At 43.9% G+C, this 17,180-nt stretch carries 15 protein-coding genes; 3 read left to right on the forward strand and 12 right to left on the reverse strand.

What is annotated here, in order from left to right:
• The first annotated feature begins 46 nt into the window (after positions 1-46).
• Entirely contained in the window at positions 47-292 is a 246-nt protein-coding gene (locus VK097_RS00160; protein WP_176448532.1) for a YuzB family protein, read from the forward strand.
• A 196-nt stretch (positions 293-488) separates the two neighbouring features.
• Here the strand turns inward: VK097_RS00160 and VK097_RS00165 are convergent, their stop codons facing one another.
• From VK097_RS00165 to VK097_RS00180, 4 genes are all read right to left on the reverse strand, one after another.
• Positions 489-1,673 (reverse strand): iron-containing alcohol dehydrogenase, encoded by a 1,185-nt coding sequence (locus VK097_RS00165; RefSeq protein WP_324209770.1) that lies wholly within the window; start codon positions 1,671-1,673, stop codon positions 489-491.
• Between the two features lie 18 nt (positions 1,674-1,691).
• A complete protein-coding gene (locus VK097_RS00170; RefSeq protein WP_324209771.1) occupies positions 1,692-2,069 on the reverse strand; it encodes a RidA family protein in 378 nt (125 codons plus the stop codon).
• 58 nt (positions 2,070-2,127) lie between these two features.
• Positions 2,128-2,754: a lysozyme family protein gene (locus tag VK097_RS00175; RefSeq protein ID WP_324209772.1), complete on the reverse strand. Its 627-nt coding sequence runs from the start codon at positions 2,752-2,754 to the stop codon at positions 2,128-2,130.
• A gap of 88 nt (positions 2,755-2,842) precedes the next feature.
• The gene (locus tag VK097_RS00180) at positions 2,843-4,216 is read right to left on the reverse strand and encodes an MATE family efflux transporter (protein WP_324209773.1); all 1,374 of its coding nucleotides are present in this window, start codon (positions 4,214-4,216) and stop codon (positions 2,843-2,845) included.
• Positions 4,217-4,384: 168 nt separating this feature from the next.
• Here VK097_RS00180 and VK097_RS00185 point away from each other — a divergent pair, with 168 nt between their 5' ends.
• Positions 4,385-6,001 (forward strand): long-chain fatty acid--CoA ligase, encoded by a 1,617-nt coding sequence (locus tag VK097_RS00185; protein ID WP_324209774.1) that lies wholly within the window; start codon positions 4,385-4,387, stop codon positions 5,999-6,001.
• A gap of 335 nt (positions 6,002-6,336) precedes the next feature.
• Here the strand turns inward: VK097_RS00185 and VK097_RS00190 are convergent, their stop codons facing one another.
• Positions 6,337-7,389, reverse strand: coding sequence for an NAD(P)H-dependent flavin oxidoreductase (locus VK097_RS00190; protein WP_324209775.1), 1,053 nt, complete (start codon positions 7,387-7,389; stop codon positions 6,337-6,339).
• 201 nt (positions 7,390-7,590) lie between these two features.
• Here VK097_RS00190 and VK097_RS00195 point away from each other — a divergent pair, with 201 nt between their 5' ends.
• Positions 7,591-8,889, forward strand: coding sequence for a hypothetical protein (locus tag VK097_RS00195; protein WP_324209776.1), 1,299 nt, complete (start codon positions 7,591-7,593; stop codon positions 8,887-8,889).
• A gap of 87 nt (positions 8,890-8,976) precedes the next feature.
• Here VK097_RS00195 and VK097_RS00200 read toward each other — a convergent pair whose 3' ends face one another.
• The 7 genes from VK097_RS00200 to VK097_RS00230 form a co-directional block, all read right to left on the reverse strand.
• A complete protein-coding gene (locus VK097_RS00200; RefSeq protein ID WP_324209783.1) occupies positions 8,977-10,884 on the reverse strand; it encodes a TRAP transporter permease in 1,908 nt (635 codons plus the stop codon).
• A 217-nt stretch (positions 10,885-11,101) separates the two neighbouring features.
• The gene (locus VK097_RS00205; protein WP_324209777.1) at positions 11,102-12,115 is read right to left on the reverse strand and encodes a TAXI family TRAP transporter solute-binding subunit; all 1,014 of its coding nucleotides are present in this window, start codon (positions 12,113-12,115) and stop codon (positions 11,102-11,104) included.
• 273 nt (positions 12,116-12,388) lie between these two features.
• Positions 12,389-12,538, reverse strand: coding sequence for a hypothetical protein (locus VK097_RS00210; protein ID WP_324209778.1), 150 nt, complete (start codon positions 12,536-12,538; stop codon positions 12,389-12,391).
• A 75-nt stretch (positions 12,539-12,613) separates the two neighbouring features.
• Positions 12,614-15,778 carry a DEAD/DEAH box helicase gene (locus VK097_RS00215; RefSeq protein WP_324209779.1) on the reverse strand — a complete coding sequence of 1,055 codons (3,165 nt, stop codon included), beginning with the start codon at positions 15,776-15,778 and terminating at the stop codon, positions 12,614-12,616.
• Positions 15,779-16,022: 244 nt separating this feature from the next.
• Positions 16,023-16,157, reverse strand: coding sequence for a YvrJ family protein (locus VK097_RS00220; RefSeq protein ID WP_324209780.1), 135 nt, complete (start codon positions 16,155-16,157; stop codon positions 16,023-16,025).
• Positions 16,158-16,258: 101 nt separating this feature from the next.
• Positions 16,259-16,474 carry a DUF2922 domain-containing protein gene (locus tag VK097_RS00225; RefSeq protein ID WP_324209781.1) on the reverse strand — a complete coding sequence of 72 codons (216 nt, stop codon included), beginning with the start codon at positions 16,472-16,474 and terminating at the stop codon, positions 16,259-16,261.
• A 33-nt stretch (positions 16,475-16,507) separates the two neighbouring features.
• A complete protein-coding gene (locus tag VK097_RS00230) occupies positions 16,508-16,732 on the reverse strand; it encodes a DUF1659 domain-containing protein (protein WP_324209782.1) in 225 nt (74 codons plus the stop codon).
• Positions 16,733-17,180: the final 448 nt, after the last annotated feature.

Genomic DNA, 17,180 nt, shown 5'->3' on the forward strand with positions numbered 1-17,180 from the left:
TAAAAATAACATCGTACCATTTTAAATTAGAAAGAAAGTGATAGCTATGGGCGCAATTGTTGTAGAAGTCTGTGACGGAAACGCCATCACTTCTTTGGATATAGAAGGAATCATCGAAAGCGAATTTCCAGAGGTTGCTGTGCTCATGAACGAATGCCTGGCTATTTGCGGCTTATGCAGGGTTCGCCCTTATGCACTTGTTAATAACCGTCGTGTTTACGGCAAAACCCCTGAAGAGTGTTTAGATAAAATTCGCGAAGCTATAAAAGAAGAACTGGCTGTTTATCAATAATGATGAACAGCCAGTTTTTTTGAAAGATTAATTTCCGACAAAATATTTCCCGGGTAATATTTTGTCGGAAATTGTACTTTTGGCAGAGTATTTTCATGACAAATGCCGCCATCGTCATCTTTCGACTATTTTCGAGCAACTCGGTGATTTCTCAACACTTGTGAGCAATCCACAGTTCGGGCAACTTGGGACCGTATTAAACCCCAACTTCCTGTAAACTTTCCCTTAAGATGTTCATTGAATCATGCCTTGTTAACCTTTTAAATCTTCCAAATTCCGGACTTTTACTAACTGTTTTATCAGCTATCTCGTCAAGTGTGCTTTCGTCGATTTCATATTCTTTCAATGAAACCGGTGCACCAAGTCCCTTCCAGAATTCCTGCAGCTGAGCAATTCCTTCCAGTGATACTTCGCGGTCACTTTTCCCCTCAGGATCAATGTCAAACACACGAACTGCCAACTGCTTAAAACGTCCAGTATTATTTTTATCTACTACATGCCTCATCCAGTTTGGAAATAATATTGCGATACCCCCAGCATGCGGAATATCGTGGACAGCTGATATGGCATGCTCGATTTCATGTGTCGCCCAATCGCCTTTATATCCCATATTAAGCATGCCATTTCGAGCCAGGACCGCATTAAGCATGACGCTCTCACGAAGTTCATAACTTTTGGGGTTCTCCAACAGGCGGGGTCCGGCTTCAATCATTTCCCGCAAAATGGCTTCGCAAAGACCATCCTGTACCGGTGTATTTGACGTATGGTGAAAATAATTCTCCAGGACATGTGCCATAACATCAACAATTCCAAATACTGTTTGTTCATGTGGAACGGAATATGTAAGTACCGGGTCAAGAACCGAAAACTTCGGATAGGTGTAAGGGCTTGCCCATCCTTTCTTCTCCTTTGTTTCCCAATTTGTTATAACAGAGCTTGCATTCATTTCCGATCCCGCTGAAGCGATGGTTACAACCGTTCCAATCGGCAGGGCTTCAGTTACTTTTTCTTTTTTGGTAATAATATCCCAAATGTCAGTTTCTGTATTAGCTCCGGCAGCGATAGCTTTTGCAGCATCAATTACACTGCCCCCGCCAACTGCCAGCAGTAATTCGATTTGTTCTCTTTTACAGACATCAATTGCCTGGCGTACCGTTGACAGTTTCGGGTTTGCCTCTATCCCTGTAAATTCAAACACTTCAGAGTTTATTTCATTCAATTTTTCAATAATCCGGTCGTAGATGCCATTGCATTTAATACTTCCGCCCCCATATAGCAACAGCACCTTATTTCCATACTTGGGAATTTCTTCAGTAAGGGCCTCGAGCTTTCCCCTACCAAAAATGAGTTTCACCGGATTATGAAATGTAAAGTTGTCCATTCAAAGGGCCTCCAGAAGTTATTTTTTATAAACAACCGCATCCATTTCAACCAACACATTTTTAGGAAGCCGGCTAACTTCAACCGTTGCCCTTGAGGGATATGGTTTCGTTAAATAGCTGCCATAAATATCATTGACCGTTGCAAAGTTGTCCATGGAATTGATATAAATGGTAAATTTAACCACTTGGGAAAAGTCACTTCCCGCTTCGGTCAAAATCGCCTGCAGGTTGTGCATAACCTGTTTCGTCTGTGCTTCTATCCCCTCAGCAACATCACCTGTTTCGGGATTAATGCCAATCTGACCGGACACATAAATGAAGTCACCTGCCTCGATTGCCTGTGAATACGGACCAATTGCAGCCGGTGATTTCTCCGTATAGATTTCTTTTCTCATCATCATTCCTCCCATTCCAAAATTTACATTTATCGTATCATGTTATGACTTTAAAATACTAGTTTTCCGAAGCATCTTTTGTATAGGCCATGACATCACGGACGTAGAAAATATCCCCGTAGCACGCATCAATTTTCTGGGCCTCCTCCCGTGGACAGCGGAATTTCGCCTGATTATCAGCGGCAGCATACATTTCCTGTGAAAAATTAACTGCTGCTTTTTGCGTGTATTCACCCGAATTGGTTTCCACATAATCGATAAAGCCCTTTCCAAAATTATACGATTGGACTGCCAGCATCACATCGCCATCAGCTTCTTCCAGCGTCCCGGAAAAATAATGGACACCCTGTTTGATGGACAATTCGGGGTCTTTAATACACCCCCTTGACCCGCAATAGCTCTCGGAAGATTGCATTGGATCTTCACCGCGGCCGCCTGACTCCTGCATCATCATTGCCAAGAGAACATCAACATGTTCTTCAACGTCATATTGTGTGGCATATTTTTCCACAATAGGCCGGTATTCCAGCACCTGTTCACTGAGGGCTTGCTTTGACGGGCCGTGCGATTGCCGGTCTCCTTCCAGTGATAAAATGGAAAGTAAGATAAACAAACCGCACAGAACGGCTGAGATAAGTATTGTTTTCTTGATAGCCTGTTTTGTTTTTCGTTTCATCGTTTCCATCTGTCCTTCCTGGAAAGGTCAAACTCCCCGCTACTCCATATATGGCAAGGGCAAGCAGCCTGATAACTATTTTCATAGATTTTCGCACCTAATTTTCCCTGGAAAACAATCGTTTCTCACGCCATTTTCCAAACCGGTAATACATAATGGCTGCGAAACTGCTTAACAGGAAACTTGACCCCATACCAAGGGGTATTCCGGTATCGCAAAACCAGCTGGAAAAGATGTAGGTCAATGGAAAGCGCAGCACCCAGAAGGAGATGATATTCAGCACGAGTACCTGATACATTGCTCCTGACGCCCTGACAATACCATTTAAAATAAAGTTGATCCCGAGAAACGGATAACATAAAGCAACAATTTGCAAGTACTTTGTCCCGAATGCCACCGCTTCTGCATCCTCAATAAACAGCCGGATGCCATGTTCCGCAAACAACACCACGGTGAGGCCGACCAGCACCATAATCAAGAAGTTGTAGAGCACACCGTATTTCGCAATCCTCCCCACCCGCAGCCAGTCCCGGACACCAATGTTTTGTCCGGCCATACTGTTCACAGCTGTTCCCAGCGCATGTGCCGGCAGCATTAAAATCTTGTCCAGACGCTGGGCTGCCCCAAAGCCTGCTACAACACCGCTGCCGAAAATTGTGACAACACTCATGATGGCCGCCGATCCGGCTGAAATGACTGCCATTTGCAGACCTGCTGGTATTCCGAGATTCAGTATTAGACCGACTTCGCGCTTTGAGGGTGGCACTGGGAAACTGAATGGAGCGAGTTTTTTGGACAGCACATGAATGATGCCGTATAAAAAAGCAGTGCCCTGTGCCACAATGGTTGCAAACGCAGCCCCATTAATGCCCAGGTTCAAACCGGCAATAAACAACGGATTCAGAAGGATATTGAGCAGTACAGCAATCATGACGAACCGCAGTGGGGTCCTGCTATCACCAAGTGCCCTTAGTACTGTGCTGATAAAGTTGTAGCCGAACAAAAACAGAATTCCAAGAAAGTTGATCTGCAAATATGTTTCAGCTTCACCAAGCATATTTTCCGGTGTTCCCAATAGATGCAGCAGTTGCTCTGCCAGCACGAATCCGAGCACGCTCAGTGAGAGCGCGAGAATCGTCAGAATAACGACAAACGCATTCAAATAGCGTTTCAAACCGGATTCATTCTCTTTCCCTTTTTGTTGGGAAAGAATTGTCAAAGCCGCGTTATTGAGTCCCAGCACAAATGAAAGAATTGTAAAAATGATCGTACTCGCAATTGCCACCGCCCCGAGTGCATTTGCCCCGAGCAGATTACCCACCCAAAGACTGTCTGCGAACTGATAAGATGTTTGCAGCAAATTCGTCAGCATCAGCGGTCCGGAAAATATAAGTAAATGTTTAAAAATATTCCCATCAGTGAAGTCATGCTGTTTTTTCATTGGTATTTTGCCTTTCCGTTTTCCAACCATATCTATTCGTAACTCCACTTACTCTATATATTCATCCACTCTTTATTGTAGCATGGATTGTATAGTACTTCCTTTTTAAAGTTCGTTCATTTAATTTTTTAAATTTTTTTATAATATGTGATATTATATACCTAAGCTTGTAAAAATCGAATTAAAGGAGATGGTATTATGATGCAAACACCACTTACCATTGGCCCAATGATGGAACATGCGGAAAAGTTTTTTGCCAAAAAAGAAGTCATCTCACAAACACACGATAAGCTGCACCGGCTAACATATGCTCAGATTGGTGAGCGTACGCGACGCCTCATGAGCGCTCTCAGACAGCTCGGTGTACAAAAGGGCGATCGTGTCGGAACACTTGCCTGGAATCACCACCGTCATCTTGAGATTTACTTTGCAGCACCGGGGATGGGTGCCGTATTGCATACGATTAATATCCGATTGGCTCCCGAGCACATTATTTACATCATCAACCACGCCGAAGATCAAGTCCTGTTGATTGATGAAGATATCCTCCCGCTGATTGAAAAAGTACAAGACAAACTCCAAACAGTTAAAGCTTTTGTGGTCATGACCGACAAAAATGAGCTTCCCGAATCAACCCTTTCACCACTCTATTCATATGAAAAACTGCTGCAAACCGGAAATCCTGAACAACCTTTTGAAACAGATATTGATGAAAATGACCCTGCCGGCATGTGCTATACATCCGCAACAACCGGGAAGCCTAAGGGTGTCATCTACTCTCACCGCGGCATCGTGCTCCACAGCTATGCACTTGGGCTTGCCGACACAGCTGCCATCTCCGAATCAGATGTATCGATGCCTGTTGTACCGCAATTTCACGTCAATGCCTGGGGAACCCCTTTCGCCTGTACCTGGTTCGGTTCGACGCAAGTAATGCCCGGACCGCGTTTCACCCCAAAACGGCTGGCTGAATTCATTGACAGGTTTAATGTGACAATTACGGCAGGTGTTCCGACCATCTGGCTTGGTATGCTCCGTGAACTCGAACAGGGTGATTACGATACGTCAAGTTTGCGTGCTGTACTTTGCGGCGGTTCCGCTGCGCCAAGAGGATTGATCCAGGCATTTGAACAAAAACTGGGCGTGCCCTTTGCACATGCTTACGGCGCAACTGAAACTACCCCTCTTGTCACTTACTCACGTTTGAAGAGCTACCAGCAGGATTTGACCGAAGAAGAGAAGTTGGATGAACGTACTAAACAGGGAATGCTTGTCCCAGGTCTGGAAATGAAAGTTTTGGGAAATACCGGGGAAGTAGCCTGGAATGGTGAAGAAATGGGTGAGCTGCTGTTGCGTGGCCCGTGGATAGCCAGTGAATATTACGAGGATGACCGCACCGCGGATGCGTTCCATGACGGCTGGTTCCATACCGGTGATGTGGTAACTGTTGATGAAGAAGGCAATATCCAAATCGTCGACCGTACGAAAGATCTGATAAAAAGCGGCGGCGAGTGGATTTCATCAGTCGAAATTGAAAATGCTATTATGGCACATGAAGCCGTATTCGAAGCTAGTGTTGTGGCCATTCCTGATGCTGAGTGGCAGGAGCGCCCAGTCGCCTGCGTTGTGCTCCATGAGGGCAATAATGATGCAGATAAAGATGAATTGCTTGAATTCATCCGGCCGCAATTCGCCAAATGGTGGATGCCTGATGATGTTCTGTTCTTCGACGAAATTCCGAAAACTTCTGTCGGTAAATTTTTAAAGCGCAAGCTGCGCAAACAGGTGAAAGAACATTACAAGATGCAAGGGTGATCAAGATTGTAATGAGGGTGGGACGAAACTAAACAACCTAGCCTAAAGAAGAACAATCTACTCCTTGAGCGGAGGAAATGTATGTAGACCGCGGGAAAATGGCATTGGTGAGACCTCACAGTGCGTCAGCACAAAGCAAGGCTCTCCTGGGTAATCTTCGACCTGCGAGGAGTGCTGCTTCACCGAAAAACTTGCAACACGACGAGCACGAGGAGACTCACCAGCCGCCCGCGGAAAGTGACGAGCACCAAGTATATTTCCGGAGCGGGGTAAATGCACCAATTCTAAATTCTAGTTAGTTTGGGTTTTTTGTAATAAATGAAGTTTCACTTCTATCAGCTCTTGACCGTGGTTTGATCGAGTGACCTTACAATCGCCGCAACACTCTCTTCCTTTTCAATCGCACCAACACCCTGTCCTGCCCACAACGATTGCATATCGGCTGCGGCAAATTCTTTTCCGGCGGAGCGGATATCTTTTGTCATTTGATTTTGCACAGGAAATGACTGTAATCTGATCCCGTTGTTTTCCACCTCTTCAATGAAACGGTTTCGGATTGCACGTGCCGGACGACCGGAAAATACTTTCGTAATCGACGTGTCATTTGTACCGGCTTTAATAAGAGCACGACGGTAGGCTGTGTTTGTTCCGGCTTCTTCCGCCACTAAAAACCGTGTGCCGAGCTGAACGGCTGAAACGCCCATTTCCAATAACGCATCAACCTGTGATTTCGTATGTATTCCGCCAGCTGCTATCACAGGCAGATCAATATGTTCGAGCAATTCCTGCACCAATACATGCAATCCTGTCTGGCAGCCATTTGGATATTTGTCCACATCAAATGTTCCGCGATGACCGCCTGCTTCTGTTCCCTGAGCAACGATAGCGTCATACCCGGCATCCTTCAGTTGTCTGGCTTCATCCAGGTTTGTCGCCATGCCAATTAACGTGACATCATTAGCTTTCAAACGGTCAATCAACATGTAGGACAGTACGCCGAATGCTGTGCTGACAATCGGAATATTTTCCTCGAGAATAACATTTACTTTTTCTTGTAAATAATCATGCACTTTTATCGAATTCCCGCCGGGGTCAATTTCCAATTCCTTGCGATATCGATTAAGAAATTGCTGCATTGGCTGAATATCATCAGAAAATGCCTCCAGATTAACAGCAAACAGATTCACGGCAAATGGCTTATCAGTCAGCTGCTTGATTTCCCGGATATCTTTTTTTAAGGCTGCATCACTCATATAGCCTGCCCCGATTGTACCAAGCGCCCCTGCATTCGCAACAGATACGACCATTTCAGGAGTCGTGATGCCGCCTGCCATGCCGGCCTGAATAATCGGTACATCCACTCCGAGCTTGTCCATTAATGTAGTCACGACCATATACCTCCTTCTCTGCAGTTACTCCAATCATATCACATTCTTCTAAAATTCCGCCCCATTCGCTCCATCTAATTTATATGTTTTCTGCTTTATACATCTTGACAATATTGTGAAAATTCCGTACTATGATAATTATTAGTATATCATGTCGTTAAGAAGCGCTCATGACGCTTGCATGAATTCATGCTTGGGGGGATGAAATTGAATGTCAAGATTGCAGTGTTTGGCCATAAAGACATCATACACAAACTTCACAGCTTTACTGCAGACCAGGAAGATATCGAAATTTTTCCGTTTGACTGCTCAAATCCAAAAGAAACAGTGCAACTGGTGGAAAAAGCCATTATGTGTGATATATATTTATTTGCCGATGCCTTGTCTTATTTATATGCAAAGCAAATAATTGATAAAAAAAGACTTCCCGCCGTTAAAGTTGATTTTGATTCTTATATGATCCTTTCTTCCCTGTACCATGTGAAAAATTATCACAAACAGGAATTAAGGCGACTGTCCATCGATATACCTGAAAGCAGATATATTAACGAAGTCCTGCATGAAACAGATACCAGTGACCAAGGGATTTATGTTTACGACTATGGACATAACGTCCGTATTGATACCGGCCAAATCGCGGCCTATCACGAAAAACTTTGGAAGGAAGGGAAAATCGATTACGTCCTGACGTCCATCAGCGAAGTGAGTCAAATCATGCGTACAAAGGGTATACCGGGCAGCTGCATGGCGATTCCCAAATTGAATTTTATGTATGCCATTGAAAAAGCTAAATCAATTGTGGTCATCAATCAGTCGCAAAGCACACAAATTGTTACCGGATATGTCCGTATTAAGTCCATTGATGCCATCCAATCAGAAAAAGGTGATTTGCATACGAGGGAATTGCATCCTAAACTGCAGCGGATTTTATTGAATTATTCCAAGAAAACACATGCGTCTGTTTTATCGACCGGCAATGGCCAGTTTGTGTTGTTTGGGACTCGTGGAATGCTCGATCACATTACCAGCAGCTATCGTGATTTTGCATTGTTAAGGGAAATGGAAAACGCCGTAAACGCACCGGTCGACATCGGGTTTGGTCTCGGATTAACCGCAAAACATGCCGACGAAAATGCTAAACTTGCGTTGCAGACCTGTGAAAGCAAGGATGATGGAACGTGTTACATTGTCAATGAACGTCGTGACATGATTGGCCCACTCGGCGTTAAAAAGGAGTTCAGCCCATCGGCATTATACCGTTCGTTAATCCATGAAGCCAAACTTAACAATGAACTATCCTATAATTTCATTGATTTCATTGAAGTGCGTAACAATGAACCATTTTCATCCAATGATATCGCAACTTATTATGGTGTAACAAAACGCAGTGCTGAACGCACCATTAAAAAACTGATGGCGGGAAACGTTATTAAAGTGATTGGTGAAGAAAAACCGTATGTGAAAGGCCGCCCGCGAAAATTATTTAAATTGAATCAATAAATACAAATGAACGCTGTCGCCATACATGCTTACTCGAATTTTAGCAATTAAAAATGCAGGCGAGCCAACATCGCCTGCATTTTCTTATTATGAAATTTGCCGCTTCGCTTTATCCGATTTACCTTGCATAAATTGCATAGCGGTAATGACTGCAAAGATCACCAGGCCTGTCAGCGAAATGGCCATATGCGGATAAACAAGAAGCAAACCGGCAATTATCATGATAACCCGCTCAATCCAGTTCAGTGACTTGACGTAATAACCAATCAAACTTGAGCTGATTGCCGCCATGCCAATCATTGCCGTAATCACAGCAACCGACACGTTTAACGCATTTGCATCGCCCTGCAGCAAAAGAATTGGCTGCGAAACAAACATATACGGAATAACAAATGCCGCAATCGCGAGCTGAACGGCAGTTACGCCGGCTTTCATCGGGTTGGCACGAGCGATCCCTGCGCCGGCATAGGCTGCCAGACAAACAGGTGGTGTAATATCTGCAACAATACCAAAGTAAAACACAAACATATGCACAGCGATGACCGGTACATCAAAGGCCAATAACGCCGGAGCTGCCATTGTTGCAGTAACGACATAGTTGGCAGTGGTCGGGAGTCCCATACCCAATATGATACAGGCAAACATGGTGAAGACCATGACAAGGAAAAACTGTCCCTGTGCCAAATCGATGATCCCGCCGGCAATTTTTGGACCTAATCCTGTTGTCGTGACGGTACCTGCAATAATACCTGCTGTCGCACAGGCTGCAATGACGGGCAGCGCCGTCCGGGCTCCTTCTTCAAGCAATTTAATAATCTCTTTTAATGTCATCCGTGTTTCTTTCCTGAAGAAACTAATGATAAATGCAACAAAGATTGCAAACAGTGCTGCAAATGTTGGAGTATATCCCGCCAGCAGGAAGCCAATGATAATGACAAGCGGTGCGAATAGATCGATCCGCTTGACTAAATTTTTCAATTTTGGAAGCTGGTCGATTGTCAGCCCTAAAATTCCCTGTTTTCTTGCTTCAAAGTGTGTTCCCATAAAAACACCGGAGAAATACAGCGCTGCAGGAATCACCGCAATAACGATAATTTCACTGTATGGAACGCCTGTATAGGATGCCATAATGAAAGCGGCAGCACCCATGATCGGCGGCATTAACTGCCCCCCTGTCGATGCTGCTGCCTCTGTCGCAGCGGCAAAGTGAGGTCTGAAGCCTGCATTTTTCATCATCGGAATCGTAAACGAACCCGATCCGACTGTGTTTGCAACGGATGAGCCGCTGACCATCCCCTGCAGCCCGCTTGCCGCAACAGCAGCTTTTGCCGTTCCGCCGGTATACTTTCCTGTCAATCTCAAAGCAATATCATTAAAAAATTGGCCTATATTTGTTTTAACTAGAATAACGCCAAAAAACAGAAATAAATAAATGTAAGTAGATGAAATTTGAATAGGAATACCAAAAACACCACTTGAACTAAAAAACATCTCCGTTGCCAGCGAGGGCCAATCGTAACCGGCATGTCCAATGACAGGAATATGATTGCCAAACAAGCCGTAAAGCAAAGCAATAATTGCTATTATGACAATTGGAATACCAACAACACGTCTTGTTGCCTCAAGCAACAACAGAATTCCTGCGGTGGCTACAATCTGGTCAAATGCTGTAAATCCAAAAACGATAGCTTCGTTGATTAAATGGTCATAATTATAAACGATATAGAAATTCGTAAATAATGCAATCAGTGCCAACAGAGCATCATACCAAGGAACACCCTTGTTTTTAGCCATGGCGGGTTTTATCGGATAAAGCAAATATACCAGACTTAAGGCTGCTCCAAGGTGTATTGCCCCTTGGATCATGGAAACTTTAGCGCCATAATAGGCCGTATAAAGCTGAAAAATGGTTAATGCAGCTCCAATTGCAAGTGTAAGCCATCCCCACGGGCCCAGCTTGGTTCGAAAATTACTCTCTTTATCATATTTTGCCATTAATTCATGTTTGTCGATTTCGTTTGTATGCTGCTCAGCCACCGGTTTCCCTCCATTCTTTTCGTCTGCTGTTCAGTAAGAATTATTCCGCACCACCCCGTGTTCCCTGAGGCAAGATGCCAGAGGCCGGCATAGAAGAAATCGGCCATTCCGCCGATTTCAAGTTATACGTTGTGTCTATCTGAGAAAAAACCGGACACTATATGTCCGGCTCTCACTATTCAGTAATACCGACTTCTTTAAAATACTTTTCAGTACCAGGGTGCAGAGGCAATTCCCCAACACCAGTCATTGCATTATCCTGTGTTATCAGTGATGCCTGTTCGATTGTCATTTCATCCGATTTTTCATACAACGTTTTTGTCATTTTATAAGCAAGATCTTCACTCACCTGTTCCGTAGATCCAAGCAACAGTGCCATTGCAGTAATTGTTTCTGCCGGCTCCTCCTGCCATTCGTAAGTTCCAGGCTCAACCGTATATGCTTCATATTGGCTGTTATCCAATACTTTCTGTAATGCATCCCCTTCAATATCGAGGAATTTCACTTCACCTGTCGCGTTAGCCAGTTCGTCTGTTGTTGATGATGGCACACCTACGACAGCAAATGATGCGTCAATAGTTCCATTTTGCAGTTTACTTTTTGCATCTCCAAAGCCCTCTTCATAAGCTTCATAATCGCCCTTTTCAATTCCGTATGCGCTCAGCACCAATTCGGCTGCTTCACGGGTGGCACCGCCTGGAGGGCCGATTGCAACCTTCTTGCCTTTCAATTCCTCAATGGATTCAATTCCTGTTGATTCAAGTGTAACCACCTGCAGTGCTTCCGGATAAAGTGAACCAATAACACCGACTTTATCAGTGGTTTTCCCTTCAAATTCGCCCTTTTGATTGACAGCATTAATCAATGTTGTATTTTGTGCAATCCCCAGCTGATAGTCACCTGATTGAACTTTGGCGATATTTTCAACTGATGCACCGGACTCTACTGAGCTTACATCAAATCCCTCTACATCAATATTATCTGTAAAAAGGTTAGCCATCTCACCACCAAGCGGATAGTAAACACCACCGACACTTCCTGTTCCCATCGTCAGATTCGTCATCGGCTCAGCAGAATCGCCGGAACTGTCGCTTCCGCCACTGCTGCCCTGACCACTATCACCACAGGCACTCAAAATCATGCCCATGGCAAAAATCAAAATGAGTAAGTAAAGATTGCGTTTTCTCAAAATAATTCCCCCTCTTCATTTTTTATTCAAACCAATATTATACAGGACTCACTGAAAACGGTTTACCTTTGTATTTTACCCTTTATTCACGGTTATTTCAAGTTTTAAAAATATTTAGATTATTATATGCATGGCATTCTTCTGCTATGATAATAGCTCTGTACCTGCCCGCAGTTGACATATATACAGTTCCATGGAGAGATTCTGTAAATAACAGGGAGTGTTTCAATACGTAAAAAAAACCGGATATGCAGTGGTGCACACCCGGTTTGTTCACGATCTGTTGCTGAACAGGTAATTCATCAATTCATCATAGACAGGGATTGAATCAGTAATCAGAAATACCGGCAACAGCATAATGGTGAAAATCACAGCAATGTTGGCAACGATGAATTTTGCGGTTCCTTTGAAAAAGGAATTCATATTAACCACCTTTCATGGTTTGCCGTTAATTTCATTGTAATATTTATTCACAATTCTGTAAACTGTCTAACACCATCAAATATTCAACAATTCACGCACATCTTCCTCGCTCAGACTTGACAGCATTGTTTCTCCTGGCTGGATGACCTGATCAATGAGCTCACGTTTTTTTTGCTGCAGGTCGAATATTTTTTCTTCAATCGTCCCTTCTGTTACAAGACGGATCACCTGAACGACATTTTTTTGTCCAAACCGATGCGCTCGTCCTGTCGCCTGGTCTTCAACTGCAGGATTCCACCATAGATCATAAAGGATGACCGTATCTGCGCCGGTTAAATTCAGACCGGTCCCTCCTGCTTTCAGGGAAACAAGAAACACGTTTTTTTCGCCATGATTAAACCGTTCACTCATTTGAACGCGCTCTTCGGATCCGGTTTGACCATGCAGATAGAAATAATCAATGCCCGCTTCCTTCATTTTTTCCATAATGATCTCATGCATACTGGTAAACTGCGAAAAAATCAGCATACGTTTGCCGTTTGCCACCGCATTTCTGACTGTATCCATCAGCTGATTCAGCTTGCCGGACTCTCCTTCATAATTTTCCACAAACATGGATGGATGACAGCAAATCTGGCGCAGGCGTGTCAGCCCTGCCAATATTTTCATCCGGTTCTGCTGAAATCCGCTTTCTTTCATCGACTGGGCCGCTTCCTGCTGCAGCTCCCGCCAGTATCCGACATACAAGTCTTTTTGATCTTTCGTCAGCTCGGATACGTGCACCGATTCAATCTTTTCAGGCAGTTCTTTCAGGACATCGCCTTTAACCCGCCGTAAAATAAACGGTCTCGTCAGTGAGGCGATTTTATCATGTTCCAGTTGCTTGAACTTTCGCTGCCCCGGCATTAATCCCGGTAAAATTACCTGGAAAATCGCCCATAGTTCATCAATTGAATTCTCAATTGGCGTTCCGCTCAAGGCAAAGCGTCTTCCTGCCTTTATTTGTCTGATGGCCCGGGAGGTCTTGGTAGCGTAATTTTTAATATATTGTGCTTCATCCAGAATCAGCGTCTGGAATGTTTTTTCCTGATATAATTCGATATCCTGTCTTAATGTCGCATAGGATGTGATCCAAACATCCTTGCTGTCATTCTCTTCTATCATCTTCACCCGTTCAGCTGGTGCTCCGGTCATAACGGCCACTTCTAAGTCAGGTGCAAATTTTTCACATTCATTTTTCCAGTTGTACAATACCGACGAGGGCGCGACAATTAAATGGGGTGTATCGCCAGGTTCTGAAAGGATATAGGCAATGCTTTGCACTGTTTTTCCGAGCCCCATGTCATCCGCAAGAATACCGCCAAGATGATAATGGCTCAATGATTTGAACCACTGATAGCCGGTCAGCTGGTAATTGCGCAGCTCCGCATTCAGATTTTCCGGCAGCGGGTAAACCTGTTCTTCGGGGGAACGCAATTGATGCAGCAGCTTTTGAAATGCCGGGTCATACTGCTTTTTCGTATCAATTAGATTATCTATCTGGGTGCCGCGATAAACGGGCATTTGCACATTTCCGTCCTGTAAATCCTCCTGGCCAATATCCAAGTCATCAAACAGCTGCTTAACGGATGCGAATTCCTCCCCTTCCAGAGAAAGAAATGCTCCATCCTGCAGGCGATAGTAGCGTCTTTTTTCCATGACTGCATTAAGCACCTGATCCACTTCTTCATCGTTAATCCCTTCAATATCGAAACCGATATCCAGCAAATTGGACGACGATTCAAGCTGTACACTTGTACTCGGTGAGGCCTGCGTATCAACAAAAAACCGGCGAATTTCATCGGTCATATACAATTCGAGATATTTATCGAGCACCGGCAAAACACTGAACAAAAACTCGTACAGCGTATCATCATCGATTTCAATATACAGTTCTTTGCCGTTATAATGAAAGTTTGCGTGCTCAATCAGGTTCATAATCTGCTGTTCTTTTTCCACATCACGGATAATAATAATATCATCATCCTGCTCACGTCCGTTAAATGGATCAATCTCGTGACTGCCGTAATGATAAGACAATTTGCCGGCAATCCAATTGTCTTTCAATTCCAAGTATAATTGGGCTTTGAGGGGAAACTGAATGATTTCATCGGCTATATTTTCAGATATTTGCACATCGCCGACTTTTTTCAGGGACGGTACAACCTGTGAAATAAAATCATCAGCTTTTTCCTTGGGTACCGGCAATCGCTCGCTTTGCTTACCGGCGAAAGTGAGCTGCGAAATGATCGGAATCTGCTCTTTAGCCGGAAAATAAAACGTGCCATGTGAAAATAATAAGTTATAACGTTCGAAATAAGTGACGGATCCGATATCATCCATCAGCAGGGACAACTCGCCTTCCTCCGTTTTGGAAAGGTCAAACTGAAACGGCAGCTCATCCTCGGCAATCACAATATTTTGATAGTTTCCCTCGGTCGATTTAACAGTGAAGTCAAGCTCCGACAGCTTCTGCAGCAATTGTTTAGCAGTTAATGGCGGAATGATTACTGCCCGCTCGGGAGCATCCATAAACCGGTAAATATTCCGGTCAAAATAGACTTTTTCATTGTTTAAAATGGAATAAAGTGTCTCGAGAATTTCCATATCCTGTTCATGGAAGTAATGGATTTCCGGGTTGTATGTGAATGTTTTCGTAAAATAATGCTCATTTCCTGAAAAAACATCGCCCAGGAAATCCTGTATGTTTTTGACGACAAGCGGCCGATTTTCACCGACTTTCAGTTCCAGAAGCAGATTATGTTCATCATTCCATCTGCAGTAATACTCGACATGAAGCGGCACTTTTTGCAATGTGATTTCGGAAGCCGGCTGATATGTCGACAACGATGCAATAGAATTCATCAGCCAATCGGTCATACGATAATCCTTCGACATTTTGATTGGATTATCAGCGTTGCTGTTGCTGATTTTTATAAGGACGGCTGCGGTGTGCTTGCAGGGTCCAAACGTGGAATATGCCGGACAATCGCAATACACATCCATTGAGCCATTGGACAGCTCGGAGGTGTTCACTTCCACAAAGTATTCCTCAGTCCCTTGTACCGATGCGGACCAGATTTTAAAATTTTTATCATAGGTCAAATCACTTACCAGACCTTTTTGATAATATTGCCAGCCGCGCTGATAGATGGCGGTTGAAAACATTTTTTGTATATTAAGATCACGGATTTGTTTCAAAACACATTTACCCTACCTTCTGGCATCTTATTAACTATTAATATTGTAAATGAGACGATGGCGTTTTTAAACTAAAGACTGTTGGATTATTCAAGAAATCCCTGTTTATCCTTTTTGAACATGCAATATTCATAGGATGGAAGAATCAAGCGGGTTATAAACGTCTTTTCCTCAAAAAGTGCTGTTTTGTGCGAAAATGCAATGAGAAACTCCGGCAATTGCCGAAGTTCTCCACTCAAATATATCACTTCATTTTACCCGGAAGTGCGTGGATGGATTCAATCAGATCGTTCAGTTTGCCTTCGATCCGGTGCAGCAAGTAAAATGTCACCACGATTGGAAAGCCGACTTCCGTGACAAAAGATACCCATGTTTCCACTGATATGACCTCCTTTTGGATTTTTATTCAAATGGGCTTCCACTGCCCTTTTTTTAGAAAAAGACCAGGGGCGATGAAGCCGCTGGTCTTTACCTTATGCCTTATGGAAGCTCAATTTCGGCGACAGTGCGATCCACAATACGGGCGCTTTTCTTGGAAACGAGATCACCGCCTGATGAGGTGAACGCATTTTGTGAAATGATTTCATCCATTGCAGCGCTCACGGCGGACGCATCTACTGGTTCAACCGGCTTTTCCAGCGAGTACGTGACGGTTTTATCGTCTTCATTCAAAAATTTAAGCTCAAGTTTTTTCATTATGCCCCTCCTTCCTGTTATTACTTTTAAGAATTATGCCTGTGTGATTTCAGACTCATCGTGACGTTCAATCGTATAAAGCGGACGTTCCTGTAGTCCCGCAACAGCTGTTGCAATAGCAAACAACTGATCCGCAGTTGCTTCCGGCTTCACATTGTTAAAACTTTTTGACTTAAAAATGGTTTTGCCTGTCATCATGTCGTCCCCGTCATCCAACACAAGCGTTAACCGTGATCCCACTTTTTGTGCTGCAGCCATGCTGTCCACCTCCTTTCACCCCTATAATCGAAATAATTGAGCAAAAGGGGGCATCATAACGAAAAGTTTTTATGGAGTATCAATCCCGCAGACGGAGGATTGCGGTTCAGAACAAAGGCGCAAGCGCCCGTTTAGCGACGTACGGACTGGACTGAACCGCAGGAGATAAAGGAAACACGATGAACGTAAGTCAATCGCTGTTGACTTATCGGACGGAGGTGAAGGAAGTCACGCTAGGCGCTGGAGCCAGACGTGGCTATTTTTGATAAAGCATTCGTAGAGCCAAAAATTTATACTTTCTGATATAATTAAAAAATCCGGGCAGTCAGTCAGCTGCCCGGACTTTTGCTCTTATATATAAATAAAAATAAAGGAGGAGTGAAAATAGTACAGACCCGGCCGCTGTCAGATAAATCATGCTATAGCCGAACACTGAGGCAATCTGACC

The organism is Lentibacillus sp. (assembly GCF_035301675.1).
Lineage (GTDB): Bacteria > Bacillota > Bacilli > Bacillales > Amphibacillaceae > Lentibacillus.